The following is a 24840-nucleotide window of genomic DNA, read 5'->3' on the forward strand; positions in this document are numbered from 1 at the left end:
CTAAATAAACTTCAGTTAGTTGAGCTGAATTTGAAATTAAAAAATCCCGTTCTGAATATTAAGAGCGGGATTTTTTTGTTTCTACTTCATCTGAAACTTCGGAAAAAAAATTATATTTTACTCCCTATACCTACAAGTTTTTTAAAGTCTTGCAGGATAAACTGGTAATTTCAGAAATTAAAAGATTCTAATTTCTGATTATCGGGATTTGCTTTATAGAAAAATTACCCGGATTTTTGAACTGAAATATTTTCCAGGCACTTTTAGGCCGATGCCCAAAAATGCCAATTATCGATCTATATGCTGAAGATGCACAGCCATTTGAAATTATATAAACCCTACGGATATTTAAGTCAGTTTATTACCAACGAAAAGCCGCGAAAGAAGAATAAAAAGCTTCTTGGAGAACTCTTTGATTTTCCTGAAGGCACTATGTCTATAGGACGGCTGGACCAGGACTCTGAAGGTCTGCTTTTACTGACTACAGATGGTAAAGTGAGTGCAGAAGTAACCGGAAAAAAGGTGGAAAAGGAATATTTTGTGCAGGTAGACGGACAAATTTCCGAAGAAGCTGTGGAAGCGCTTCGTGAGGGCGTGGAAATTAGCATAAACGGAAATAAGTACCAGACGCTGCCTTCAAAAGCACAAATATTAAGCGAGAAACCGGTCTTTCCTGAAAGAACTAAAAAGATCAGAGACGAACGTCATGGCCCGACTAGCTGGATTTCGGTCACACTTACAGAAGGCAAATTTCGGCAGGTAAAGAAAATGACTGCCGCTGTAGGATTTCCTACGCTTAGACTGGTAAGGGTAAGAATCGGCAACGAAAAGCTTGAAAATATGCAACCGGGACAGGTAGTGAAAAAAGCCAATTTTCGGCTTTAGTGACCTACAGCTTTACCAGTAATAATTCCGCCGTTTTCCTTCATATAATCAACAATAAACTTCGCTGTTTTACCCTGATAAAAACCCGCAGCACCTTCCTTCTGAATTCTTTTGAGTGTTTTTGCCAAATCCGGCTGCTTCAGGATTTCTTCCGGCTGATAAGCTTTTGTTCCCTTCTTCAGAAAAACATTTGCAGTTGAAAAATATTTCTCTTTATTATTCAATAGCATTTCAGAAAATGAAATCATACTTCGGCTGAACGGAAAACCATTTTCAGCTAAATTTATAGCCGGTTCCAGGAGCTGTTTCCAGGATAAATTGCCAAATTTCTGATGAGCCAGAAACAGGCCCGCAACCGTGCCCAAAACTCCTACAGACAAAAGCCCTTCGTGATTGGAGTTATCCTTAATTTTACCATTTTCGTCCAGAAACATGTCTTTGCTCGCCGCCAATAGTGCTTTTTCCGAAAGTTAATAGCAGTTTGCACTCCCTGACTAGAGTAAGATAAAATAAATTTGAGACTGAGAGTTAAAAATGTACTGTTTCAGATGATCAAACAGCAAAATATTAATTGTTATACTCATAGATTTAACTAAAGAAATTCTGAAGAAATTCTGTCATTTCAAAAAAAACCATTTTTTCTGCGTAACATTTTCAGACCATTGTATCTAAAAAGAAACATTAAAACTTTTAGATATGAAAAACTTAAAAATTTATTCCGGATTATTACTTTTATTACTTGGGCTGAGCCTGAATGCCCAGGAAAGTTTCCGCGTGGAAAAAACCGGAAACGGACAACCTATTTTACTTTTTCCAGGCTTTGCCTCTACTTCAGAAGTATTTAAGGAAATTATCGATACTTTATCAGAAGATTACGAAGTGCACGCTTTTACTTTTGCAGGATTTGGAGATGTCCCTCCCATCAAATTTCCGTGGTTGCCTCAAATAAAAGACGATCTTAAAAGGTACGTAACAGAAAATAATTTACATGAGCCCATTATTATAGGCCACAGTATGGGTGGAACCCTGGGTTTATGGCTGGCATCTGAAGATCCCGGGTATTCACAATTAGTTCTTATAGATGCCCTCCCCGCAATGGGAGCGTTAATGATGCCAAATTATAACAGCGAAAATATTGTATATGAGTCTGCCTATAATCAACAAATGTTGACCATGAATAACGAAGAGTTCCGAAAAACGGTAGAACAAATGGTAGCCGGGATGAGTGTAGATTCCGGCAAACACGATCAAATAGCTGATATGATGCTACAAAGCGATCAAAAAACATTTGTTTACGGATATACGGATTTGCTGAAGCTGGACTTAAGGCAAGCAATAGAAAAAATTAAAACTCCGGTTACAATTCTTGCCGCCACGCATCCTTATGGCCGGGAAACCGCAGAATTAAATTATAAAAAGCAATATGAACACCTCAAGAACTACACTCTTATTTTTGCAGATGGCGCCGGCCATTTTGTAATGTACGATAAACCGCAATGGTTCTTAGAGCAAATTCACTCGACTTTGGGCAGCAATGAATAACGAAGTATATTTTAACAGGATCTTTGAAGAAAATTATCCCAGGGTTATGGGGCTTTGTTTTGGGTACGTGAGCGGGAATGAAGACCTGGCAAAAGATTTAGCCCAGGAAGTTTTTTTAAAAGTTTGGCAAAACCTGAACAATTTTAAAGGGGAATCTAAAATTGCTACCTGGATATATAGAATTACGGTAAACACCTGTTTGCAGGAATTACGGCGAAAAAACCACGTGAGTTTAAAGATAGATATGGCCGCCGAAGTCACAGCGAATCAAAACGAAAAGGAGAGCCGGTTTGCCGAAATGTACCGTTGTATTAACAAACTATCCCCGGAGAATAAATCTATAATTCTTTTGGAATTGGAAGAGGTACCCCAGCAGGAAATTGCCAATATTATTGGAATAAGCCATCGGGCAGTCAGAACCCGAATTCACAGGATAAAAGAACAACTTTCAAAATGTGTTTACAATGAACAACTTTAGCGATATCAAAAAACAATGGCAAAGACGCGAAGTCTCTTTAGAACCTGAAACAGGAGTTAAGGACATTATTAAGAAATCAAAATACCTTCAGAAAAAACAACGGATAGGTCAGGTGGTATTAAGTGTTACTGTGGCTATCTTAGTCCTGTTCTTCTTTTACATTTCAGCTTATAAAAATAGTGAAGTTTTCCATGGGTTAGGAATCATGATAGGAAGCCTGGTGATAAGGATATGTCTAGAATATTTTAGCAGGACAAAATTAAAAAAATTACCAAGCTATCGTAATATGAATTATTACAACCAACAGCTTATTAGCTACTATCAAAACAGGAAATACCTTCATTCTTTAATAACCCCGTTACTTTTTGCAGCTTATGTTGCTGGTTTTTTGATGTTATTGCCTTCATTTAAAGAAGGTCTTTCTCCGGGATTTTATACCTATATCTTATTTTCTTCCGGATTTGTATTTTTGTTCTTAGCAGTATTTATTGCCATACAAATTAGAGAAGAGTTAAGAATATTAAAAGATTTAAAGGAGGAAATCAAAAGCATAGATCCAGCTTAGACCATCCACTTCAGAAAGCCGAAAAAGCCGCAAAAATGCGGCTTTTTAATTCAGATATTTTCTGAATATTATTCTATCGTATCCATTTCCACGTTAAGTGAATCCATTTGAATTTCAGAAGAATCAGCCATGTTATTACCTTCCCCAAAAATTTCTCCAAGGCCGCTTAGTCCATCCAGGTTTACGTCTCCTTCGTCCATACTCTTTAATAACTTAAGCAAACTGGAAGGGTTCATATCCTCACCAAGTACGCGTGCAACACCCATTCCTTTGGAATTGTCGTATCCAAAAACAATAAATTCGTCGATCGCTTCTTCATCTCCGGTGAAGTAGACCTCTGCCCCACGTTCTCCTGATCCATATTTTATTAATAACTGGTAGTCTTCATCATTTAAAATTTCTTCAAGTTCTGATTTTTCGGTAATAAATTTTTCATTTCCTTCTTTAATCGGATAAGCAAGCACATTTACCTTCTTAACTGTAGCCAGCGTAGCACGTTGGTCTTCGTTTAAAGACTCATTATTTGCAAACATACTTACTGGAAGATCTATCGCCAGAAACTCCTTATCACTCTGGTTAGCTACATAGTATTCCTGGAGCGTGGGCTCATTATTACAGGAAAAGCAGGTAAGAACCACTGCCAGACAGCTTATAATTTTTAATATTTTCATGATTATTGGATTAAGATTTCTTGTTTACATTTTTCAATTCTTCGGCACCTGGTACTTTCAGGTCTGATGCTAATTTTGATAGCTGGGAAAGATCAATTTCTCCTGTGATTTTTACAATCATAGACATTGCATCTGCTCCGCCTTCACTTTCCATAAACATAAATAACTCGCTCACAGAAGTGTCATTTTTCCCCGGCCTGGAATAGAATTTAATCGTTTTTCCGTCTTCTGTAACTCTCATTAACTGTTCAAGGGAACCTTTTTTAAGATACGCAGTCACGTCGTTGTTCATCTGTGATCTAACGTTACCATCTTTGGTGGTAAACATTTTTATTTCATTTAGATTTTCAATTAATCTAAGGTATTGTTGAGCTTCGGGATCACTGTCACTAAGATCCAGATCTGCCAGCATCTTAAACATTTTGCTGGTCATTACCACGCCATCGACTCCTTTCATTCCGTCGTACTTTTCAAAAGACTGTGCATTACCACAGACGAAGTTTAATGTCGATACTATTAAAAAGATAATTGCTTTCATTGTTTTTATTGTTTTAGATTGATAAATTTATTCGCGCTATTAATTTCTTTTAAGTGTACAAGCTCTTCTTTCCCGTCGTTCATGTATTCTGAAACAAGCAAAAGTGTTCGTTTCGCCTGCAGGTAAGCTTCTTCCTGCTCTGCTGTCATTACGATGTCATTATTTTCACCGCCTGCATTATAAGAAGGGTTATTCTGATAAACAAAAAGTCCCAGAGCAAGCACAATGGTGGCTGCAATTGCCATCCAGGTATAATTCTTTTGTGGTGTCCCAATAGGCTTTTTCCCCTGGTAGGTCTCCTTTTTGACTTCCGCTGTGTAGCCAAAGATTATGCGGTAGGGTTCCAGATGAGAAGGAACTGTGTGCGTACTAAAATATTCGCTCAACTTCTTTTCCTCTGCAAGGGAAGTATTCCCCTCCTCATATTGCTCTATTAATCTTTCAACTTCTCTTAACTCCATAGTCATGTTTCTTCGTTAAACTTTCCCTTATTTTTTTTCTTGCCCTGGATAATGCAACTCTAATTGCTGTACATTCCATTCCGACGATTTCCGAAATTTCTTCAAATTCATATTGCTCTACATCCCTAAGCTGAAATATTATTTGTTGTTGCTCAGGAAGATCTTTTATGATTCTCTCCACCCAGGAGAGTTCATCCCTGACTTCCATTTCCTTCTGAAGAGAAATTGAATTGCTCTCATAATTTTGATGAACAATCCTCAGGTTATTATTATATTTTAACTTTAACTGGTCCAGACAGTAATTTTTTGTTACCGTCATTGCATAAGCCTCTACATTGGCATACTCCTTGATCTTCTGTTTGCGATCCCATAGTTTCATCATTACTTCCTGGGTGGCATCCTCTGCTGCTTCTTTAGAGACCAGCAGCCTTAATGCCAATCTGTACATTTTGTCCCTCGAAGGATTAATTTTACTAAGGAAGTCTTGTTGTGTCATTAGCTTTTTGGTCGTTGTAAGAACCCTTACATCATTACGACGAATAGGAATTACTTTTGTTACAAGAAAATTTTGATTTCAAGGGATTGTCCTTACTTTTAAATTCTTGAAATAGTATTAATAATAAACATATGAAAATAAACAAATTGTTTTTGCTCCTTATTTTTAGTGGAACCCTACTTACTTCCTGTGCTAAGGACGATAATGATGTGATAGATGATTCTGTTACAGTAGATCCTGAAAATTTGGATGTCGAACGTTTCGTTTACAGGGGATTGAATGAATATTATCTTTACAAAAGCGACGTACCCGAGCTGGCTAATGATCATTTTGCTCATAGAACAGAGCGTGATGAGTTTCTTGCGAGTTTTGCGACACCACAAGATCTTTTTTATGATGGTCTTCTTGCTCCACAGGATCGTTTTAGTTATATCACAGATGATTATATAGCTCTCGAAAACAGTTTTAGTGGAATTGCAACAACTACCGGAGTAGATTACAGACTCTATAGATTTTCTAATTCTGATGATTTATTTGGCGTTGTACGTTATATTATTCCAAATAGTAATGCAGATGGTCAAGGGATTAAAAGAGGTGATCTTTTCACCCGAGTTAATGGAGAAACAATAACTATAGATAACTACAGCACTTTATTAGCCAGTGACCAGGTAACTTATCATTTGGCTTCTATTGAGGATAATACCATTTCTGAAACTTCTGAAACTGTCACCCTTACAAATGAGGTGCTTACTGAAAACCCCATCCTTATCACAAAAACCCTGGATGTTCAAGGGATGAAAGTTGGATATATCATGTATAATAGTTTTGTAGCCGACTTTGATGATGAACTGAATGCAGCTTTTAGCCAGTTAGAAGCTGAAGGAGCTACGAAATTGATTCTGGACCTTCGGTACAACGGAGGTGGTCGAGTGAGCTCGGCAACCAGAATGGCAAGTATGATTACCGGCCAGTTTACAGGAGAAATATTTGCAAAAGAACAATGGAACCAAGAATATCAGAATTTAATAGAAACCGCCTATCCTGATCGCCTTTACAACAGGTTTACAGAAACCGTAGATGATGGGGAACGTATAAACAGTCTTAACCTTACCGATTTGTACGTGATTACCTCATCTTCTTCGGCCTCAGCGAGTGAATTAATAATTAATGGGCTGGATCCTTATATAGATGTTCAAAAAGTTGGAGATACCACAACCGGAAAATCCCAGGCTTCAGTCACGTTGTACGATAGTCCGGACTTTGATCGTGAAAATGCTAATCCAGATCATACCTATGCAATCCAGCCACTGGTTTTGGAATCTGTAAATTCAAAAGATGTTTCTGTCCCTTACAACGGGATAATTCCAGACGTCGCTATTGAAGAAAATCTTTGGAACCTTGGTGTTTTAGGAGAACCTTCAGACCCTCTTCTTTCCGCAACTTTGGATCTTATTACTGGAACCAGAAGGTTTTATCCCGAAAGGAATCACAACTTTAGAGAGTTTAGTGAATCTGGACATAATGAGCTGGATTACCAGAGAATGTATATCGACGAGGTGCCACCTTCTTTAGCAAAACAATTATTTATAGATTAATTAATCAAAATATTGTTTAAGAAGAGGCTGTCTACAGGTTCCCTTCGTCTAAAGTTTAAGTTATTAACCAGGAACTTTTAAAGGACGAAAATTGGAGTTTTTAGACAGCCTCTTTTTTATTTTCAATTTTTTCAGCGAAAAATATGTTTATTCATTAAAATAGAAACCATTCGGCTTTACCCCAACCGGAATTTGCTGTACAAATTCTCCTTCCATAGTATAAACTTCTATAAATCCTTCTGAATTAAGATCTCCTCCATCGGCTATAAAAATCCGGTCGTTTTTTACCTCAAAAGCCGACATAGTTCCGTTTTCAGAGTTACTTTGGTAGCTCAAAATTGCTTCTCCCGGTCCTTCTGTAGTAACTAAAGGTAGTGTGTAGACCGAAGTTCCTGCTGTAAAATAGACAGTCTCATCTTCGATATCTATATTTGAAGCACCGGCATGAATGGTAGAAAAAATAGTTTCAGAACGTACTGCGCCCGTAGCTTTATCTATTTTTTGCAAACCACCAGCGGATATGACATAAATTGTATTTCCTAAAATCTCAAAAGAGTTATAACCCCGTTTTGCAGTAATAGTCCTAATAATAGAATCTGAAGTTGGATCAAAAACGCTGATTTTACTTCCGGAATCAGAAACTACGTTTTTGATGTAAAGCAGTCCGGAATCTTCAGTAATATATTCGGCGTAATCACCAACAACTATTTTCTTTTCAATTTGAAGGTTTGCAGTATTTATTACAGCGAGAAAATCATCTTCATTTGAATCGCGATTACCGAGGTTAGTCACGTATGCCTTTCCATTTTGAACAATACCATACATGGGATTAGACAGTGCGCTGCCTATCCTTCCTACCAATTCAAAAGAATACCTGTCCATTACTGTGATCAAACTGGTATCCCTGGAAATGATATATGCGTTTTGATCATCAAAAAACATAGACCGGGGAGCAAAACCTATAGTGTCTTCTGAATTTACGGTATTAAAAATATGCTGTTCTACCTTCTGTAGGTTCTTACTAATATAGGTTACTGTTCCTGTAGTGTCCAGACCTTCGTTCAGAACAAAAAATCCATTGATATACTCCCCCTCAGGTTCAAATTCAGGAGCAATATCGTCATCATCACTACACGAGAACAACAAAAGCACACTACAAAAGCTACATAAAAGCAATTTTCCAATCTTCATATTCGGTTAAGTTTTAACAGTAGATATTCTATGAATCAGCCGCAAAATCCGGGACAATATTAGCTGCTTTTTCTATGTTCAAAATAAACAAAATTTTACGAGAGAAAACGCAGTTTTAAAACATTCTCTGCAAGTTTTAATACTGAAAACTTCTGTCGAAGAGTCAGACTTTCCCTTTCATATAAATGTTTAGAAACAAGAAGCCCCGCGAATTTCGCAGGGCCTTGTGCACTATCAGGACGAAAATCGCCAATTTTAGTCGTTGAAGTAAACTCCGCTAGGATTTATACCTACTTCAAAAGAGTCTAATAAACTCCCATCGGTTGTACTGTAGAGATAAAGATCGCCATTACCTGTAAAATCTGCATTAGCCGAAGCTGCATAAATAACTCCGCCTTCAACTTCAAAACCGTATAAGGACGCCACATCAGATAATTCAGCAAAAGCAGTTTCTGGTAATGCAGTGGCATCTTCGCTGAAGGAGTAAACTGTTTTTCCCAAAGTATAATAAACAATATCATCTTCAATATCCAAATTCCCGGGATGATCTGTAGTGCTGGTAAACTCCATTTCTGCTACTACTTCGTTGGAGATTAAATCTACTTTTACAATTTTACCTGCAGTTTCCGCTTCAGCATAAGAAGGAAGACCACCAGTGCTTATCCAAAGGAAACCATCTTCAATTTCAAGTGAATTTGGTCTATCCCCTACCGTAATTGTTTCAGAAACAGTATTATCTGTAGCACTAATAACAGAAATTTTGTCATTAAAAGAGTATCCTCCCAAGTGGGCAACATATAAATTACCTTCGTTTTCCACAATCGCTTCAGGACCTTCAACCACAGCAATATTTTCTGTAACTTCAAAAGATTCAGTATTAATAACGGCTATGTAATCATCTTCAGCATTACTGCCATCTCCCCAATTGGTAACATATGCGTTGCCGTTAGCAAATGCTATATATCGAGGATTTTGAAGGCCTTCAGAAATTGTTGCTACACTCTCAAAAGTATTTTTGTTCACAACTTCAATAGTGTTGGAAACGTTCATTACAATAAATGCATATTCTTCGTAAAAGGCAATGCTCTGCCCGGTATCTCCTAATAACGCGTCAGAATTAACTTCTGCATAAATATTATTTGTAACACCATCCATTTCCGCATTCAGAAAAGAAACAGTACTGTTTCCTGCTCCAAAATTCCCTTCATTTAAAATAAACACACCGTTGGCATATGCTCCTGCCGGTTCTTCCTCTTCTTCTTCGACGGGCTCTTCTTCCTCCTCTGGTTCAGGATCTATAATTTCCTCTTCCTGCTCCTCCTGGTCAATCATAAAATCATCATCGCTTTCACAAGATGTAAAAAATGTAATGGCTGCTAAAGTCGTAAATAAAAATTTGTTGATTTTCATAGTTAAAATTTAATGGTTAGTGAACTATTAATTGAACGCCCCGGCATTGGCCTGGACGGTAAACTTTGATATGCTTTATTGTAAATGTTGCGCACTTCCAGCCCGAGATTTACAAAATCATTTCTACCAAAACTGTAACCAATTCCGGCGTTGGAGACCGTATAACCTTCCAGCTCATAATTATTATCTGAAGAGGTATAAATACTGCCGTTGTACAAAAACTGATAAAAAAAGGAGAACTTTTTCACGGAATATCCCAATGAGCCGGTGGCTTTATGATTGGGAGTATAAATAAGTTCCTTGTCTTTTATTTCATCATTGGTTTTGGTGTAACTGTAATTTGCATTCAGAATAAAATCATGATTTTTATAGCTCTTATTATATTTTCCACGGAATTCCAGTCCGTAACTTTTTACATTTTCTGTATTTTCAGGTCGCCATAACCCGCGGTCATCTGGTATCCATCGCAGTAAATTTTCAATTTTCATGAGGTAGGCGACAACACCCAACTCCAGATTGCTGAAATGAAATTTTTGCCCCAGCTCCCCCTGAAAAGAAGTTTCGGGATCCAGATCTGAGTTTCCTCCACTGCTCCAAAAGAGATCATTGTAAGTAGGAATCCTGAAATTTCTCGAAAAATTGAAAGTGAGGTCGTAAAACGGAGTAACAGAATAGCCTGTGCTAAGCGAATATAACAACGGAGATTCATAGGTGTCGGTAATTTCTTTCCTGGCGCTCAATTCGTAAAAGAATTTTTCGAAATTGTGGTTAAACAGAATAGCAAAGGCTGCAATATTTCTCACATTTTCTCCCACGTCAGATCCTTTTCCGTCGGTATTTCTGTAATCAGCAATCCCGTGAACAGTCATGTCGGGATTCAATTCATAAGTCAGGTCATACTTTGCGATATAAGTCTGCGCATGCCCAAAGGTGAAATCGTCACGATTGCGGTTTTCAAAATATTTGTAATTCTCATCCAGAAAAGCCAATTTTAACGAAGAAGTAAAAGCATTGTAAAAGCCTTTCCATTCTAGCAGATTTCTACTGTTTATATCATCATACTTACTCCTGGAAGGTGCATTTAAAGTGCCGGAAAAAGCCCGCTCCCCATGATAATAATCTGTGTAAAACCGGAGTATATTTTTCTCATTTAGCCAATGCGCAATTCCGGCACTCACACTCAGGTTGTAAAAATCACCGTTTTCGTTTCGACTTTCTGTGCCCAGGTATTTGTAATCATTTTCAGATTCAATTCCTGAAAAATTAGCATACACGCTTGTTTTCTCAGAAGAAAATTCAGTGGAATAGTTGACAATATGAGTCTCAAAACTGCCAATTTCGACGCCTAACCTGTTTTTAAATTCGCCATCAAAAGAAAAACGGTTGTTTAAATGGACGCTACCGCCGATGGCGCCGCTTCCGTAAAGCACACTTCCACCCCCGGCACGCACTGCGATGTTATCATAAGCTGAAGTATTGACCGTATTAAAGTCGGTTTGGCCGTTAAACTGGGAATTTATGTTTATTCCGTTCCAAACAACTGCAGTTTGAGAAGCAGTAGTACCTCTGAAGGAAGGGGAGGAAACCATTCCGTTACCATTTTCCTTGAAATAGATTGGAGTGTTAAATTTAAGCAGTGAATTAAGAGAGGGTTCATTTTTGGCAATTATCGAGTCGCTTAACACCGAGACAACCTGTGCACGCGAATTTTTATAAAGCTTCACGTCACTGATCAAAACCTCATCCAGTTGGGTAGTGGAATCTCTTTGAGCATGCGCCGGTAAAGCGACCCACAAAACAAGAAATAGAATTAAGAATTTATAATTTTTCATCTGCCTCTGACTCTTATCCCGAAAGTCTCGAATTTATAGTTGAATTTTGGCAGGTCTCCTGGCTTGCGTCTTGTTGTTTACCTTCCCATTCCAACAAGGAACAGTGGTATTTTAGAAGTGATAACAACAAGCATCCCATATTGGGATTTAGCTTACAGTTGCGGGAACAGCTCAGGCTTATTTGAAGTTTGAGGTAAGAAGTGGAAAGTACGCAGTAATAAACCTTTACTTCTACCTTCTAATTTCTTATTTCTAACTTCACCTGATTCCCTTTTAATCGATACTGAAAAAAACAGCATCAAACCAAAAAATTTCACTGCGAAAATAAACATTTAGATTTGTTGACCGCATAAATTTTTAATAATCTTACTTTTGAAAATCTAAAATGTTTCTTTTGAAAAAAATACACTCCCTTTTAATCCTCCTGATTTTTACCGCATGTAAAAATTCTGAAGAGCAGTCAGAAAAAAGGCAATTATCACAAGGTAAGCAAGTTGAGATTTCTCATGCCACGGGTTTTGAGATTGAAACGTTCGGGAATTATTCAATAATTGAAGTGAAAAGTCCCTGGCCAAACGCTGAAGAAAGTTTCAAATACTTATTAGCTGAAGAAGATGCAGCTATCCCTGAAGAAATTGAGTACGACCAAAAAGTAGAAATTCCGGTAGAGAAAGTAGTGGTTACTTCTACCACCCATATTCCCGCACTGGAAGCTCTGGAGGAAGAAAAAACCCTTAAAGGTTTTCCAGGACTGGATTTTATTTCTTCAGTGAGAATGCGTGAACTTATTAATGACAGAGCGGTAAAAGAGCTGGGGAAAAACGAAAATTTAAATACCGAAATTTTAATAGATCTTGAGCCCGATGTCGTAATAGGTTTTAGTATAGACGCAAATAACAAGACCTTTGAAACCATTCAAAAAACCGGAATCCCCGTAGTTTACAATGGCGACTGGACAGAAGAAACTCCTTTAGGTAAAGCAGAATGGATAAAGTTCTTTGGTGCTTTTTACAATAAGAGTGAAGAATCAAAAATTATTTTTGATCAGATTTCTGCCGGTTATGCTGAAGCAAAAGAACTCGCAAAAACAGCAGAAAAGCAGCCAAAAGTGATTGCCGGCTCGATGTATAAGGATCAGTGGTACATGCCTTACGGAAATTCGTGGCAGGCAACATTTATAGAAGATGCCAATGCACAATATGCCTATGCTGAAAGTGACGGTAATGGCAGCATGTCTTTATCTTTTGAAAGCGTTCTTGCAGACCATCAGGACGCAGATTTTTGGATTAGTGCCGGACAGTTTACTTCTTACGAACAGCTTTTTTCGGCTTCAGAACATTATCGGCAGTTTAAGGCGGTACAGGATAAGAACGTTTACAGCGTAAGTTTGGTTAAAGGAGAAACCGGCGGAGTGGTCTATTTTGAACTTGGCCCACAGCGTCCCGATCTTGTTTTAAAAGACCTGATTTCTATTTTTCATCCAGATTTGTTACCTGAACATGAGCGTACTTTTTATAAAGCTTTGGCGGAGTCAGGCTCGCAGCAATAGAAAAATCTTAAAAAATTCAATTGAATAATTCCGGCAAATACTTTTTTTTAATTTTTCTCCTTTTCCTGGGAGTCTTAATGCTTGTACTGTTAAATATTGGATTAGGCTCTGTAAAAATTCCGCTGAAAGATATTTTCGCCTCTATTTTCAACGGTGAAGTTTCGCGCGAAACCTACAGGTATATTGTACTGGAATATCGCCTGCCAAAAGCAATTACCGCCGTAATTACCGGCTCCGGCTTAGCAATTAGCGGCCTACTTATGCAAACCCTCTTTAGAAATCCGCTCGCCGGGCCTTATGTACTTGGCCTTAGCAGTGGTGCAAGCCTGGGCGTTGCTGTAGTAATAATGGGGGCTTCTTTGTTTGGAGGAACTTTTGCTGCTCTTTTTCTCTCAAAATGGAGCTTAGTAATTGCTTCCAGTCTTGGAAGTCTTTTGGTCCTAATGGCGGTAATGCTAGCGTCAATACGCCTTCGGGATACAATGGCAATCTTAATTATAGGATTAATGTTCGCAAGCCTGACAGCGGCTGTTGTAAGCGTACTTTCTTATTTTACCCCGGCGGCACAGTTGCAGCAGTACATTTTCTGGTCTTTTGGAAGCCTGGGCAACCTTTCCTGGGATGAAGTCTCTATTTTGACAATTTTCTGGCTCGTGGGAATCCTGATTGCAATTTCATGTATAAAAAACCTGAATACGCTGCTCCTGGGAGAACAATATGCCAGAACTTTGGGAATGAGTATTCAGAAAAACAGGCTGAAAATAATTCTGGCTACCAGTTTGCTCGCAGGAAGTATAACAGCCTTTGCCGGTCCTATTGCTTTTGTGGGACTCGCTGTACCACATTTAATTCGTCAGATCATGCCCGTAAATAATCACAGTATCCTGGTGCCGGCGGTCATTCTGGGGGGGGGTGCTCTAATGTTAATCTGTGATATTGCTGCACAAATGCCCGGAAATGAATTTACTTTACCCATTAATGCAATCACCTCCTTAATTGGAGCACCTGTGGTGATTTGGTTGCTGGTAAGAAAAAGAAGATTCCTGTTTTGAAAGAAAAAAACTCTCATAGCATTCTAAGAACTGAAGCTCTAAGAATTGGTTATAAAAAGAAAGATCAGGAAAACCTGATTGCTTCAAATATTAATATTGAAGTAAACGAAGGGGAACTCGTGGCGGTTATTGGAATTAACGGAGTGGGAAAATCAACACTGCTACGGACGCTAAGCGGAATTCAGCAGCCGCTTTCGGGAAAAGTTCTTGTAAAGAATACCGAAATTGGTAAAATTGAAGCCCTCGCTATGGCCTCGCTAATCAGTCTGGTTTTTACTGAACAACCTGTATCGAAAAACCTGAGTGTTTTTGAATTGGTAGCACTGGGAAGGCAGCCGTACACCAATTGGATTGGACGTTTAAGCAAAAACGATCTCAGGCAAATTGTAAAGGCGCTGAAGGTGGTGAATATAGAAGCAATCCAGGAGAAAAAATGCTATGAACTGAGTGACGGACAGATGCAAAAAGTTTTAATAGCCCGCGCCATTGCTCAAAATACGCCGCTGGTTATCCTGGATGAACCTACCACCCATCTCGACCTCTACCACAAAGCCTATGTTCTTAAATTGCTAAAGGATCTTACCCGGAAAACGAAAAAAGCAATTGTTTTTGCTTCGCACGAGATTAATCTTGCAATCCAGCTCTGTGATAAAATTATTTTGATGCAGAAGGATCATATTCACATGGGAACTCCGCAGGAACTTTTGAAAACGGGCGCTTTTTCTGAAATCTTTCCTTCAGACATTATACTTTTTGATGAAGACACTTCTTCTTTTAAGATCAAAACCTAAAGAATTTAAGTCAGCCGAAATTATCCTGATAAAGACATTTAATTATCTTTGGAAAGAAATAGTTTTCCCTGGATGAACGAATATCTTCTTTTCTCTATAATTTTTATGGTCGCTTTGGTACTGGGGATTTTCCTTGGAAACCTGATTGCGCGCCTAAAAAGCAGAACGGAAAAGATCCTTCTTCAGGAAAAGATAGATCAGCTTTTACTGAAGGTGGAAGATGCTAAAAGTCAGATACAGAATAATCTTGTTGATTATAAGAGTGAGTTGTCTGAGACAAAAGCTTTACACCTGAAGCAAATAGAAAAGCTCGAAAATGAGCGGGAAGAAATTCGTAGAGAGAAAGATTTTTTAAGCACAGAACTTACCCGCCGGAATTCAGAATTTGAAAACCTTCAGCACCGAAATACAGAACAAAAAGCCGAAGTAGAACAACTTCAGGAGAAATTTCAGAAGGAATTTGAAAATCTGGCAAATAAAATTTTGGATCAAAAATCTGAGAAATTTACCAGTCTCAACAAAGAGAATATTCAGAATATATTAAATCCGCTTCAGGAAAAAATTAAAACTTTTGAAGAAAAAGTAAACCAAAACAACACCGATTTTATTTCCAGGCATGCCGAGTTGGGGAAACAACTTAAGGATCTCAATGAGCAAAACCTGAAAATAAGCGAGGAAGCCAATAACCTCACCAAAGCCTTAAAAGGCGAAAGTAAAACGCAGGGTAACTGGGGAGAATTAATTCTGGAACGGGTTCTGGAAAAATCCGGACTTCAAAAAGACCGGGAATATTTTATTCAGAAGGCTTATGAGGATGAAAACGGCAATAAAGTACTGCCCGATGTGGTAATTCATTTACCGAATGATAAGAGAATGGTCATCGATTCAAAAGTGTCTTTATCGGCTTATGAAAAATATGTGAACGAGGAAAATGAAATCTCCAAAGCCCGGCATTTAAAAGATCATCTTAAGTCACTGCAAAACCATATTTTACAGTTAAGTTCTAAAAAATATGAGGATTTGCATGGAAGCGACTCGCCGGATTTTGTATTAATGTTTGTTCCTGTAGAACCCGCGTTGTACCTCGCACAGGAGTGCGATAATGGCTTTTTTTACACTGCCTTTCAAAAGAACATTTTACTGGTGAGCCCTACCACGTTGCTTTCCACGCTCAGAACCATCGACACCATCTGGAGTAACGAGAAACAGCAGCAAAACGCTGTTGAAATTGCTAATCATGCTGCTTCTTTATACCATAAATTCAAAATCCTGATTGATGAGCTGGAAGTAGTTGGAAACCGAATAAAATCTACATCCTCTGCTTACGATTCAGCAATGAAAAAGCTTACGGGGCAACAGAATTTAATAAAAGACATTGACAAACTGGAAAGCCTGGGCATTTCTCCCAAGCAAAAAATCTCTTCAAAATGGCTTGATGAAGCGCATCTTGAGCGCGATGAGGAACAGAATGATATAAGAGAATTAAACCAGATAAAAAATTGAAGCTTCTATAAAGCAATTTAAAAATGAAAAAAACACTCTTTCTAATATTAGGAACTATCCTCGTTTTATTTATTGCGTATTTTGCGTTCGTCTATTTTGTGCCTTACAGCGAAGGAACACGGAGTGGCGAACTCATCAAATTCAGTAAAAAAGGAGTTATTTCAAAAACCTGGGAAGGTGAGATAAGCCAGGGAATAAGTGGTGCCCAGATTTTCCAGTTTTCGGTATTGGACAACAATCCGGAAGTAATTGAGCAGTTGCAGGAAAACGAAGGAAATTATGTGCGGGTATCTTATATAGAACGCTATGCCACTTTTTTCTTTTGGGGTGATACAAAATATTATATAACCGAAGTGAGAGAAGCAGAATCTCCACATTTTAGAGATCGATAACTATGACATTTAAAGAAATTAAAGAATCGGAAGTGATTATGACAGAACTTATGCTTCCCTCCCATTCCAACTTTAACGGTAAAATACACGGTGGTTATGTGCTCTCCCTCCTGGACCAGATTGCCTTTGCCTGCGCCTCCAAACACTCAAGGGCTTATTGCGTTACTGCCAGTGTGGACACCGTGGATTTTCTAAGACCAATTGAGATTGGGGAACTTGTTACGATGAAAGCCTCCGTAAATTATGTAGGGAGAAGTTCTATGGTTATCGGGATTCGTGTGGAAGCCGAAAATATCCAGTCCGGCGAAATTAAACATTGTAATTCCTCAACATTTACGATGGTCGCAAAAGACAGCGATGGAAAATCTTTACCCGTTCCCGGATTAATCCTTAAAACCGATAATGATATACGGCGGTTTGCCAAAAGTCTTAAACGAATTGCCATGAAGAGAAACCGGAAGCAGGAATTTCATGACACCGATTTTATTTCTGAAGAGTACCTTCATATCCAGGAGCTGGAAAACGTGAAAATCGAAAGATAATTTGAAGTTTAATGGATTTATAGCTGCCATTTTTCTAGCCATTATCGTGGCTTATTTTATTCCGCAAGGCAATGAAATCCTTCCCTTAAAGACAATTACCGATATTGGAATAGGTTTTATATTCTTCTTTTACGGGCTTAAACTTTCACCGGCAGAATTTAAACTTGGGCTGCTAAATTACAAATCCCATATTGTCATCCAGCTTACAACTTTCGTAGTTTTTCCATTATTGGCGCTGCTATTTATTCCGTTGTTCAAAGAAGGAATAGATTCTGAAATATGGATTGCGATTTTTTTCTTTGCTACCCTACCCTCTACCGTTTCCTCATCTGTGGTGATGGTGGCCATTGCTCAGGGAAATTTACCAACAGCCATTTTTAACGCGAGTCTCTCGGGATTAATTGGGATTTTCGCAACTCCGTTATGGCTTGGAATTTTACTTCAAAATACTATCAATTTTGAATTTGAGGATGTGATTATCAAGCTCTTTTTACAAATTGTCCTGCCTTTAATTTTAGGTTTGTTTTTTCAGAAGTTTATAGGTGATTTTGCCAGGAAACATGGCAAAAAATTGGGATTCATTGATAAAACCACCATTATCCTGATTATTTATTCCAGTTTCAGCAACTCCTTTACTTCCAATATCTTTAATGCTGTTAGCCCACTGGATCTCTTGAAATTATTCGGAATTGTGGTGCTGCTTTTCTTTACTATTTACTTTGGACTTAGCCTTCTGTGCAATGTACTGGGATTTGATCTCAAAGATAAAATTGCTACTCAATTCTGCGGAACAAAAAAATCGCTCGTACACGGTTCTGTTATGGTGAAAGTCATCTTCGGAAGTGCTGCGAGTACCGGTCTTCTGCTTTTACCAATAATGCTTTACCATTCCCTGCAGTTACTTGCTATTGCCTATTTCGCTGAAAATTACCAAAAGAAAGTAATTGCTAATGAAGATGAAATAGTTCGTAATCGGTAGTCTTTAGTTGGTAGGCCTTTGCTCTTTAGTTTTAAAGAGTAGTGCTGAAAATGGCAATTATCGACCTGTAGTTTCACCACGAATTCACGAAAATTTTCTAAATGCTTCCGCAGAACTTCTTTCAGTGATTCTCCTGATTCCTGTCTCCTACTTCCTGGCTCAATTTCAAAATGAGTGCTCCAAAATGGCAATTATCGACCTCTGGAAATACAAAGTTATAAATACGAGGTACGAAGTAGCGATCTTTTTCTCGCCTTCTTTCCTCTCTCCTCTTTGGAGCAGTGTTAAAAATGGCAATTATCAATCGACAGCAATTTCAGCGGCTAATGTCCGTTCCAAAAGTGAATAGTTTTAATCAAGAAGAAAATGATTATATTAGTTTTATGAAAATCCAGGATAGGATACATGCTAAAATGATTGATTTTACCTCGTTATGCAAATTACATAATGTGAAAAATCTGTATGCTTTTGGTTCTGCTACAACAGATCAATTTGATAAAAATTTAAGTGATATAGATTTATTGATCGAAATTGAAGAAAGTGATCCTTTAGAAAGAGGAGAAAAACTCCTGGCTATCTGGGAAAAACTGGAAGAATTTTTTCAGCGCAAAGTTGATTTGTTAACTCTATCTTCTCTTAAAAATCCCATATTAAGAAAAAATATTGAGGCTACTAAAATTTTGATCTATGACGGAAAAAGACAAGAAGTATGTCTCTGATGAATTAAGAGCTACTGATTTGATCGAAGATTTTATAGCCGATACTCCTGATTTTGACTTTTATCAAGAAGATCTAAAAACATAAAGTGCCGTCGAAAGAAAGTTGGCAATAATTGGCGAAGCTCTAAATAAACAAAAACAAGTACAACCGGATATTACGGTTCAAAACGGCAAACAGATATTGCATTTAGAAATCGATTGATTCACGCTTACGATAGCGTTGATAATGCTATAGTTTGGGTTATTGTAAAAAAGAATTTACCAGAACTTAAGAGAGATTGCGTTTCTCTAATTCAGCAACTTGGAGAAAGCTTTAAAACTTTTAATTCTTAAACTCAAACTTTGCTTAGATTGTTAGATAACTTCTTGAAGTCAACCTCAAAAAGGCAGATTATCGATTTGGGTTTTCGTCATAAATATGGCAACAAATTTTTAATGCTCCCGCCGATACCGCTGATCTCCGCAGAATATCTTGTTTTAACCTAAACCCTTAATCTTTAATTCGAAAATTGCAATTATCGACCGTTTTGAGGTGGATTATTCACTTGTTTGACTGAACTTCTCACTACTCTCTACGGAAACTAATTATTCAAGTATAAAGCTATATTTGCGCTATTGATTGTGAACAGAATCCACCCGATGATGAGTAAAAGTCCGCCGAAGGGAGTGACAGGTCCTAAAAACTTCAATTTTCGACCTGCAGCATCGCTGAGAATGAGTCCGTAAATGCTGAAGGAGAAGAGCAAAATTCCGATAATGAAACACCAGGCCATTATTTGCTGTGAAAGCGTAAAAAAAGGAAAAATTACGCCGGAAATGATCAAAATAAGCGCATGATAAATCTGATATTTTACTCCGGTTTCAAAACTTTTTAGCTGATCGTTATTCAGTTTTTTCTTTAAAGCGTGTGCTCCAAAAGCACCAAAAAAGACAGCCAAAGTACCATACGTACCGCCGATAATTAAAACCAGTTCTTTCATAATTTAAAAGTAAGCAATTCGGTGGTGTTCTTTGTAAGCATCTTCACTGAAAAAATATTTTGCGTTAGGGATTGCAGCGGTTACCCTGCAACCACGCGAGAGCGTGGTGAAGCGTAAAAGCGGAAAGCCCGACCCGACTTTAGGAGGGTAACGTCCAAAAAGAAAAGGCTGCCTAAAATTTAGACAGCCTTTATAAAAATAAATACTATAACTTATTTCGTCAAATACATTTTACGTCTTGAATACAACTCGTAAAAAGCATCGTCTTTTAAACTGTCGATAAACAGGATGCTTTCGCCGGTACTTTTCATCTCCGGGCCGAGCTGCTTGTTCACTTTATGGAACTTATTGAAGGAGAAAACCGGTTGCTTGATGGCGTAACCCTCAAGCTTAGGATTAAAGTTAAAATCTTTTACTTTCTTCTCTCCCAGCATCACTTTAGTAGCGTAATTCACATATGGTTCTCCATAAGATTTTGCAATAAAAGGCACCGTTCTGGACGCTCTTGGATTAGCTTCGATGATATAAACCTGGTCGTCTTTAATCGCAAACTGAATGTTTATAAGGCCTACCGTGTTAAGCGCAAGTGCAATCTTTTTGGTATGATCTTTAATTTGCTGCATTACGAGATCTCCAAGATTGAACGGAGGAAGCAGCGCATTGGAATCCCCGGAATGAATTCCGCAAGGTTCTATATGCTCCATAATCCCGATAATGTAAACGTCCTCTCCATCGCAAATGGCATCTGCCTCGGCCTCTATCGCGCCGTCCAGGTAGTGATCCAGTAAGAGTTTGTTATTCGGAATCTTTTGAAGTAAATCTACAACGACTTCTTCCAGTTCCTGCTTGTTGATCACGATTTTCATTCCCTGACCACCAAGTACGTAAGACGGGCGTACCAAAATTGGGAAATCCAGCTCATCTGCAAGAGCAAGTGCTTCATCTGCATTTTCAGCAGTTCCAAAATCCGGATAAGGAATGTCATTCTCCTGTAATAACCTGGAAAAACTACCCCTATCTTCTGCCAGATCCAGCGCCTTAAAGCTGGTTCCCATGATTTTTATTCCATAGCGATCCAGTTTTTCAGCAAGTTTAAGAGCTGTTTGGCCACCGAGCTGCACGATCACACCTTCCGGCTTTTCATGACGGATGATGTCGTAAATATGCTCCCAGAATACAGGTTCAAAATAAAGTTTATCTGCAATATCAAAATCTGTAGAAACCGTCTCAGGATTACAGTTAATCATGATGGTTTCGTAACCACACTCTGCCGCGGCAAGTACACCGTGGACACAGCTGTAATCAAATTCTATTCCCTGGCCTATCCTGTTTGGACCTGAACCAAGAACAACAATTTTCTTTCTATCGGTGGAAACGCTATCGTTGGCAACATATTTCTTACCATCAGGAGTTTCGATATCAGCTTCAAAAGTGGAATAGTAGTATGGAGTTGCAGCTTCAAATTCGGCAGCACAGGTATCAACCAGCTTATAAACGCGGTTAATGCCCAGTTCTTCACGCTTGCTGTGAACTTCACTTTCCAGACACTTCAGCATATAAGCAATCTGCCGGTCGGCAAAACCTTTTTGCTTGGCATCAAGGATAAGATCCCTTGGAAGTGTATCCAGAGTATATTTTGAGATTTCTACTTCCAACGCATATAATTCTTCATATTGCTTGAGAAACCACATATCGATCTTGGTGATCTCATGGATCCTGCTAAGCGGAATTCCCGCCTGGATAGCATCGTAAATTACAAAGACACGATCCCAACTTGGATGAGTGAGTTTATCTATAATTTCGTCGTACTTGGTGTAGCTTTTTCCATCGGCACCAAGTCCGTTTCTTTTTATTTCCAGCGACTGGGTGGCTTTATGCAGGGCCTCCTGGAAAGAACGACCGATAGCCATTACTTCTCCAACAGATTTCATCTGAAGACCAAGAGTGCGGTCACTACCTTCGAATTTATCGAAATTCCATCGTGGTATTTTAACAATCACGTAATCTACCGAAGGTTCGAACAAGGCTGACGTAGACTGGGTAATCTGATTTTCCAGTTCATTTAGATTATAACCAATTGCCAGTTTTGTAGCAATCTTGGCTATAGGATATCCCGTGGCCTTAGAAGCAAGTGCAGAAGACCTGGAAACCCTTGGGTTAATTTCTATCGCAACTATGTCTTCTTTTTCATCTGGGCTTACTGCAAATTGTACATTACAACCTCCGGCGAAATCACCAATGCTTCGCATCATATGGATAGCCAGATCACGCATGCGCTGGTAAGCCACGTCGCTTAAAGTCATTGCCGGTGCTACGGTAATGGAATCTCCGGTATGGATTCCCATAGGATCCATGTTTTCTATAGCACAGATAATAACAACGTTGTCGTTTTTATCCCTTAGCAATTCCAGCTCGTATTCTTTCCAGCCCAATAAAGCTTTATCGATTAAAACTTCGTGGATTGGAGAAGCTTCCAGACCGTAGGTAAGCATTTCATCAAAATCTTCGGCTCTGTGCACAAAAGATGCCCCACTACCTCCAAGAGTAAAAGAGGCACGGATTACCAGTGGAAAGCCAAATTCCTGTGCAACTTCTTTCCCTTGCAGAAAAGAGGTAACCGTCTTAGCCGGGGCTACAGGAACACCTATTCTTCCCATTAACTGCTTGAACTTCTCGCGGTCTTCAGTAATATTTATTGCATCGATGTCCACACCTATTAACTTGATCCCGAAATCTTCCCAGATTCCCTTCTCGTCAGCCTCAATACAAAGATTTAAAGCAGTTTGTCCTCCCATTGTAGGTAAAACTGCATCTATATTAGGATGCTTTTTGAGGATCTCAATAATAGATTTTGTAGTTAAAGGTTTGAGATAAACATGATCGGCCACAGAAGGATCGGTCATAATTGTTGCCGGATTAGAGTTGATAAGGACTGTTTCAATCCCTTCATCACGTAAAGAACGTAGTGATTGTGTCCCGGCATAATCAAATTCGCAGGCCTGGCCTATTACAATAGGACCTGAGCCTATTATTAAAATACATTTAAGATTTTTGTTCTTTGGCATTTAACTAAGGTTTTGAATATAAAAATAAGAAGCTATTGGGTATAAAAAAAGGCGTTACTTAAAAAGTAACACCTTTATTATTTAATATCAAAAAATTCATTAGTGTTTGTGTCGGTTCTCAGAAGATACAGATAACTTTTTTCTGCCTTTAGCCCTTCTTCTGGCAAGGACTTTTCTACCGTTTACACTTGCCATACGCTCTCTAAAGCCATGCTTGTTTTTTCTTCTTCTCTTAGATGGTTGAAACGTTCTTTTCATTTTTGAATATCTTTAATCTTCTGTGAAATCTTTTTTAAAGCAGTCCTTAAAACTGCGTGCAAATATACAAAGCTTTTTAAGTCTTACAAATACAAATTTAAAATAATTTCGAATTGTTTTTATTACCTTTGCCGCCTGTAAAAACACGGGGACATGTTCAATAAAAATATAAAACTAGTCTTAGCGGGAATTATAATTGTTCTCGCCTTCTGGCAATTTTTCGAAGGTAATATAGGAAACGGAATTATGCTTATCCTGCTCTCAGGAATTTTTGTATTCCTTTACTTTAAAAATGAAATGATCCTGCTGGCTTTTTTAAGATTAAGAAAACAGGATTTTGAAGGCGCAAAAAAATGGCTGGACAAAATTAAAAACCCTGAGAGTGCTTTAACTCAAAAACAGCAGGGATACTACTGGTATCTGCACGGACTAATGGTTTCCCAAACCAATATTACCCAAGCTGAGAAGTACTTCAAAAAAGCTATCCGTCTTGGACTTTCCATGTCACAGGACCTTGCAATGGCGAAACTAAACCTGGCAGGAATTGCGATGACCAAAAGAAGAAAAAGAGAAGCTACTAATCTTCTTGCTGAAGCAAAAAAGCTGGATACGCACGGTATGCTGAAGGACCAGATAAAAATGATGAAGCAGCAAATGAAGAAAATTTAACCCATTTGTAGATCCCTTTAATATTTCTTAAGTGATTAAGTCTTTTGGCTAATAAATAGACCCTTAATCGAGAATTTTTCCTTCACCCCTTTCCTTTAAGTACCTTTGTTTTCAGTGAATCTGAAACAAAATGCATGAGGAAATTTCTACTTGTTTTTCTTTTATTATCGGGCTTTATCAGCCACCCTCAGTCAGAAAATAGCGATAAGGTTTATTTTTCTGAAGCACTCTCCATGCATTTGCCGAAATATGAGAAAAAGGCTAAGGTGGCTTATCGCTTTAACGACTATGACCGCGGTCGTTTCTTATTCGACTCACTCGTGAGAAATTGCCTGAAAAATTCTTACATGGATAATTTTCGTTTCTATACACTACGGAAAAAGTCTATCCATTTGTACGATTTTAAAAAACCGGTATACCTTATTACCTATGCATCCTGGTGCATACAAGGGAAAGGAGAAATTTCTGCAATAAATAAGCTCGCATCAAAATATCAAGATCAAATAGATTTTGTTATTCTTTTCTGGGATGAACCAAGAATGGTTAAAACCTTAGCCAAAAAATTTAATAAGAATATAAACGTGGTTTATGTAGACGAAAGAAAAAACGCTGATCCTTTCGTAATTAAAAACCTCAAACACTCACTCGGATTGCCTACTTGTTTTCTAATTTCAAAA

General features: G+C 38.2%; 27 protein-coding genes and 1 riboswitch. Of the genes, 16 read left to right on the forward strand and 11 right to left on the reverse strand.

The genetic code is table 11. From position 1 onward, the window contains the following. The first annotated feature begins 309 nt into the window (after positions 1-309). The gene (locus tag RM545_RS16325) at positions 310-885 is read left to right on the forward strand and encodes a pseudouridine synthase (protein WP_311496379.1); all 576 of its coding nucleotides are present in this window, start codon (positions 310-312) and stop codon (positions 883-885) included. On the opposite strand, the gene RM545_RS16330 is transcribed toward RM545_RS16325, so the two are convergent. Then, positions 882-1337, reverse strand: coding sequence for a gamma-glutamyltransferase (locus tag RM545_RS16330; protein WP_432264592.1), 456 nt, complete (start codon positions 1335-1337; stop codon positions 882-884). The genes RM545_RS16325 and RM545_RS16330 overlap by 4 nt on opposite strands. A gap of 244 nt (positions 1338-1581) precedes the next feature. Here RM545_RS16330 and RM545_RS16335 point away from each other — a divergent pair, with 244 nt between their 5' ends. The 3 genes from RM545_RS16335 to RM545_RS16345 are packed head-to-tail and all read left to right on the forward strand — an operon-like array spanning position 1582 to position 3470. Continuing rightward, positions 1582-2427, forward strand: coding sequence for an alpha/beta fold hydrolase (locus RM545_RS16335; RefSeq protein ID WP_311496356.1), 846 nt, complete (start codon positions 1582-1584; stop codon positions 2425-2427). After that, positions 2420-2905, forward strand: a complete 486-nt coding sequence (locus tag RM545_RS16340; protein ID WP_311496357.1) for an RNA polymerase sigma factor — start codon at positions 2420-2422, stop codon at positions 2903-2905. The genes RM545_RS16335 and RM545_RS16340 overlap by 8 nt, the downstream gene beginning before the upstream one ends. Beyond that, the gene (locus tag RM545_RS16345) at positions 2892-3470 is read left to right on the forward strand and encodes a hypothetical protein (RefSeq protein ID WP_311496358.1); all 579 of its coding nucleotides are present in this window, start codon (positions 2892-2894) and stop codon (positions 3468-3470) included. The genes RM545_RS16340 and RM545_RS16345 overlap by 14 nt, the downstream gene beginning before the upstream one ends. A gap of 68 nt (positions 3471-3538) precedes the next feature. Here the strand turns inward: RM545_RS16345 and RM545_RS16350 are convergent, their stop codons facing one another. From RM545_RS16350 to RM545_RS16365, 4 genes are read right to left on the reverse strand one after another with little or no spacing between them, the layout of a single operon-like run. Continuing rightward, positions 3539-4141 carry a GFO_1091 family lipoprotein gene (locus RM545_RS16350; protein ID WP_311496359.1) on the reverse strand — a complete coding sequence of 201 codons (603 nt, stop codon included), beginning with the start codon at positions 4139-4141 and terminating at the stop codon, positions 3539-3541. Positions 4142-4151: 10 nt separating this feature from the next. After that, a complete protein-coding gene (locus tag RM545_RS16355) occupies positions 4152-4679 on the reverse strand; it encodes a DUF4252 domain-containing protein (RefSeq protein WP_311496360.1) in 528 nt (175 codons plus the stop codon). 5 nt (positions 4680-4684) lie between these two features. Next, positions 4685-5140, reverse strand: a complete 456-nt coding sequence (locus RM545_RS16360) for a PG0215 family putative anti-sigma factor (protein ID WP_311496361.1) — start codon at positions 5138-5140, stop codon at positions 4685-4687. Next, the gene (locus RM545_RS16365; protein ID WP_311496362.1) at positions 5121-5636 is read right to left on the reverse strand and encodes an RNA polymerase sigma factor; all 516 of its coding nucleotides are present in this window, start codon (positions 5634-5636) and stop codon (positions 5121-5123) included. Before RM545_RS16365 ends, RM545_RS16360 begins: the two co-directional genes overlap by 20 nt. A gap of 131 nt (positions 5637-5767) precedes the next feature. Here RM545_RS16365 and RM545_RS16370 point away from each other — a divergent pair, with 131 nt between their 5' ends. Beyond that, positions 5768-7231, forward strand: a complete 1464-nt coding sequence (locus RM545_RS16370) for a GFO_1087 family putative carboxy terminal peptidase (protein ID WP_311496363.1) — start codon at positions 5768-5770, stop codon at positions 7229-7231. Positions 7232-7378: 147 nt separating this feature from the next. On the opposite strand, the gene RM545_RS16375 is transcribed toward RM545_RS16370, so the two are convergent. From RM545_RS16375 to RM545_RS16385, 3 genes are all read right to left on the reverse strand, one after another. After that, complete coding sequence (locus RM545_RS16375) at positions 7379-8422, reverse strand: YncE family protein (RefSeq protein ID WP_311496364.1); 1044 nt, start codon at positions 8420-8422, stop codon at positions 7379-7381. Positions 8423-8677: 255 nt separating this feature from the next. Continuing rightward, positions 8678-9832 (reverse strand): YncE family protein, encoded by a 1155-nt coding sequence (locus RM545_RS16380; protein WP_311496365.1) that lies wholly within the window; start codon positions 9830-9832, stop codon positions 8678-8680. Between the two features lie 2 nt (positions 9833-9834). After that, a complete protein-coding gene (locus RM545_RS16385) occupies positions 9835-11664 on the reverse strand; it encodes a TonB-dependent receptor plug domain-containing protein (RefSeq protein WP_311496366.1) in 1830 nt (609 codons plus the stop codon). Positions 11665-11695: 31 nt separating this feature from the next. Continuing rightward, a riboswitch (cobalamin riboswitch) is annotated at positions 11696-11987 on the reverse strand. 71 nt (positions 11988-12058) lie between these two features. On the opposite strand from RM545_RS16385, the gene RM545_RS16390 reads away from it, so the two are divergent. From RM545_RS16390 to RM545_RS16430, 9 genes are all read left to right on the forward strand, one after another. After that, positions 12059-13213: an ABC transporter substrate-binding protein gene (locus RM545_RS16390; protein WP_432264593.1), complete on the forward strand. Its 1155-nt coding sequence runs from the start codon at positions 12059-12061 to the stop codon at positions 13211-13213. A gap of 20 nt (positions 13214-13233) precedes the next feature. Beyond that, positions 13234-14265 carry an iron chelate uptake ABC transporter family permease subunit gene (locus RM545_RS16395; protein WP_432264594.1) on the forward strand — a complete coding sequence of 344 codons (1032 nt, stop codon included), beginning with the start codon at positions 13234-13236 and terminating at the stop codon, positions 14263-14265. Next, complete coding sequence (locus tag RM545_RS16400) at positions 14262-15056, forward strand: ABC transporter ATP-binding protein (protein ID WP_311496369.1); 795 nt, start codon at positions 14262-14264, stop codon at positions 15054-15056. Before RM545_RS16395 ends, RM545_RS16400 begins: the two co-directional genes overlap by 4 nt. A gap of 48 nt (positions 15057-15104) precedes the next feature. Next, on the forward strand, positions 15105-16559 hold the full coding sequence (locus RM545_RS16405; RefSeq protein ID WP_311496370.1) for a DNA recombination protein RmuC: 1455 nt from the start codon (positions 15105-15107) through the stop codon (positions 16557-16559). A gap of 23 nt (positions 16560-16582) precedes the next feature. Next, a complete protein-coding gene (locus RM545_RS16410; protein WP_311496371.1) occupies positions 16583-16951 on the forward strand; it encodes a 6-phosphogluconate dehydrogenase in 369 nt (122 codons plus the stop codon). 2 nt (positions 16952-16953) lie between these two features. Continuing rightward, the gene (locus RM545_RS16415; RefSeq protein WP_432264595.1) at positions 16954-17493 is read left to right on the forward strand and encodes an acyl-CoA thioesterase; all 540 of its coding nucleotides are present in this window, start codon (positions 16954-16956) and stop codon (positions 17491-17493) included. Between the two features lies 1 nt (position 17494). Beyond that, positions 17495-18472 (forward strand): bile acid:sodium symporter family protein, encoded by a 978-nt coding sequence (locus RM545_RS16420; protein WP_311496372.1) that lies wholly within the window; start codon positions 17495-17497, stop codon positions 18470-18472. 290 nt (positions 18473-18762) lie between these two features. Then, positions 18763-19191: a nucleotidyltransferase family protein gene (locus RM545_RS16425; protein WP_311496373.1), complete on the forward strand. Its 429-nt coding sequence runs from the start codon at positions 18763-18765 to the stop codon at positions 19189-19191. 198 nt (positions 19192-19389) lie between these two features. Then, complete coding sequence (locus RM545_RS16430; RefSeq protein WP_311496374.1) at positions 19390-19524, forward strand: HepT-like ribonuclease domain-containing protein; 135 nt, start codon at positions 19390-19392, stop codon at positions 19522-19524. A 248-nt stretch (positions 19525-19772) separates the two neighbouring features. Here RM545_RS16430 and RM545_RS16435 read toward each other — a convergent pair whose 3' ends face one another. From RM545_RS16435 to rpmH, 3 genes are all read right to left on the reverse strand, one after another. Next, positions 19773-20171, reverse strand: coding sequence for a DUF423 domain-containing protein (locus RM545_RS16435; RefSeq protein ID WP_311496375.1), 399 nt, complete (start codon positions 20169-20171; stop codon positions 19773-19775). 212 nt (positions 20172-20383) lie between these two features. Further along, positions 20384-23236 carry a carbamoyl-phosphate synthase large subunit gene (gene carB, locus RM545_RS16440; RefSeq protein ID WP_311496376.1) on the reverse strand — a complete coding sequence of 951 codons (2853 nt, stop codon included), beginning with the start codon at positions 23234-23236 and terminating at the stop codon, positions 20384-20386. Positions 23237-23335: 99 nt separating this feature from the next. After that, complete coding sequence (gene rpmH / locus RM545_RS16445) at positions 23336-23494, reverse strand: 50S ribosomal protein L34 (RefSeq protein ID WP_311485512.1); 159 nt, start codon at positions 23492-23494, stop codon at positions 23336-23338. A 153-nt stretch (positions 23495-23647) separates the two neighbouring features. Between rpmH and RM545_RS16450 the strand changes: the two genes are divergently transcribed. Both RM545_RS16450 and RM545_RS16455 read left to right on the forward strand, forming a co-directional pair. After that, on the forward strand, positions 23648-24163 hold the full coding sequence (locus RM545_RS16450) for a tetratricopeptide repeat protein (protein ID WP_311496377.1): 516 nt from the start codon (positions 23648-23650) through the stop codon (positions 24161-24163). A 134-nt stretch (positions 24164-24297) separates the two neighbouring features. Then, positions 24298-24840, forward strand: a 543-nt coding sequence (locus tag RM545_RS16455) for a TlpA family protein disulfide reductase (protein WP_311496378.1), incomplete at its 3' end; no start/stop codon positions are given.

The organism is Autumnicola lenta (assembly GCF_031846515.1).
GTDB classification, from domain to species: domain Bacteria; phylum Bacteroidota; class Bacteroidia; order Flavobacteriales; family Flavobacteriaceae; genus Autumnicola; species Autumnicola lenta.

What these genes read in the sequence shown, in the direction of transcription:
- RM545_RS16335 (WP_311496356.1), top strand. Translation starts at nt 1,582, where the DNA reads ATGAAAAACTTAAAAATTTATTCCGGATTATTACTTTTATTACTTGGG.
- RM545_RS16325 (WP_311496379.1), top strand. Translation starts at nt 310, where the DNA reads ATGCACAGCCATTTGAAATTATATAAACCCTACGGATATTTAAGTCAG.
- RM545_RS16435 (WP_311496375.1), bottom strand. Translation starts at nt 20,171, where the DNA reads ATGAAAGAACTGGTTTTAATTATCGGCGGTACGTATGGTACTTTGGCT.
- RM545_RS16375 (WP_311496364.1), bottom strand. Translation starts at nt 8,422, where the DNA reads ATGAAGATTGGAAAATTGCTTTTATGTAGCTTTTGTAGTGTGCTTTTG.
- RM545_RS16345 (WP_311496358.1), top strand. Translation starts at nt 2,892, where the DNA reads ATGAACAACTTTAGCGATATCAAAAAACAATGGCAAAGACGCGAAGTC.
- RM545_RS16380 (WP_311496365.1), bottom strand. Translation starts at nt 9,832, where the DNA reads ATGAAAATCAACAAATTTTTATTTACGACTTTAGCAGCCATTACATTT.
- RM545_RS16450 (WP_311496377.1), top strand. Translation starts at nt 23,648, where the DNA reads ATGTTCAATAAAAATATAAAACTAGTCTTAGCGGGAATTATAATTGTT.
- RM545_RS16365 (WP_311496362.1), bottom strand. Translation starts at nt 5,636, where the DNA reads ATGACACAACAAGACTTCCTTAGTAAAATTAATCCTTCGAGGGACAAA.
- RM545_RS16385 (WP_311496366.1), bottom strand. Translation starts at nt 11,664, where the DNA reads ATGAAAAATTATAAATTCTTAATTCTATTTCTTGTTTTGTGGGTCGCT.
- RM545_RS16355 (WP_311496360.1), bottom strand. Translation starts at nt 4,679, where the DNA reads ATGAAAGCAATTATCTTTTTAATAGTATCGACATTAAACTTCGTCTGT.
- RM545_RS16370 (WP_311496363.1), top strand. Translation starts at nt 5,768, where the DNA reads ATGAAAATAAACAAATTGTTTTTGCTCCTTATTTTTAGTGGAACCCTA.
- rpmH (WP_311485512.1), bottom strand. Translation starts at nt 23,494, where the DNA reads ATGAAAAGAACGTTTCAACCATCTAAGAGAAGAAGAAAAAACAAGCAT.
- RM545_RS16350 (WP_311496359.1), bottom strand. Translation starts at nt 4,141, where the DNA reads ATGAAAATATTAAAAATTATAAGCTGTCTGGCAGTGGTTCTTACCTGC.
- RM545_RS16415 (WP_432264595.1), top strand. Translation starts at nt 16,954, where the DNA reads ATGACATTTAAAGAAATTAAAGAATCGGAAGTGATTATGACAGAACTT.
- RM545_RS16425 (WP_311496373.1), top strand. Translation starts at nt 18,763, where the DNA reads ATGGCAATTATCAATCGACAGCAATTTCAGCGGCTAATGTCCGTTCCA.
- RM545_RS16410 (WP_311496371.1), top strand. Translation starts at nt 16,583, where the DNA reads ATGAAAAAAACACTCTTTCTAATATTAGGAACTATCCTCGTTTTATTT.
- RM545_RS16340 (WP_311496357.1), top strand. Translation starts at nt 2,420, where the DNA reads ATGAATAACGAAGTATATTTTAACAGGATCTTTGAAGAAAATTATCCC.
- carB (WP_311496376.1), bottom strand. Translation starts at nt 23,236, where the DNA reads ATGCCAAAGAACAAAAATCTTAAATGTATTTTAATAATAGGCTCAGGT.
- RM545_RS16360 (WP_311496361.1), bottom strand. Translation starts at nt 5,140, where the DNA reads ATGGAGTTAAGAGAAGTTGAAAGATTAATAGAGCAATATGAGGAGGGG.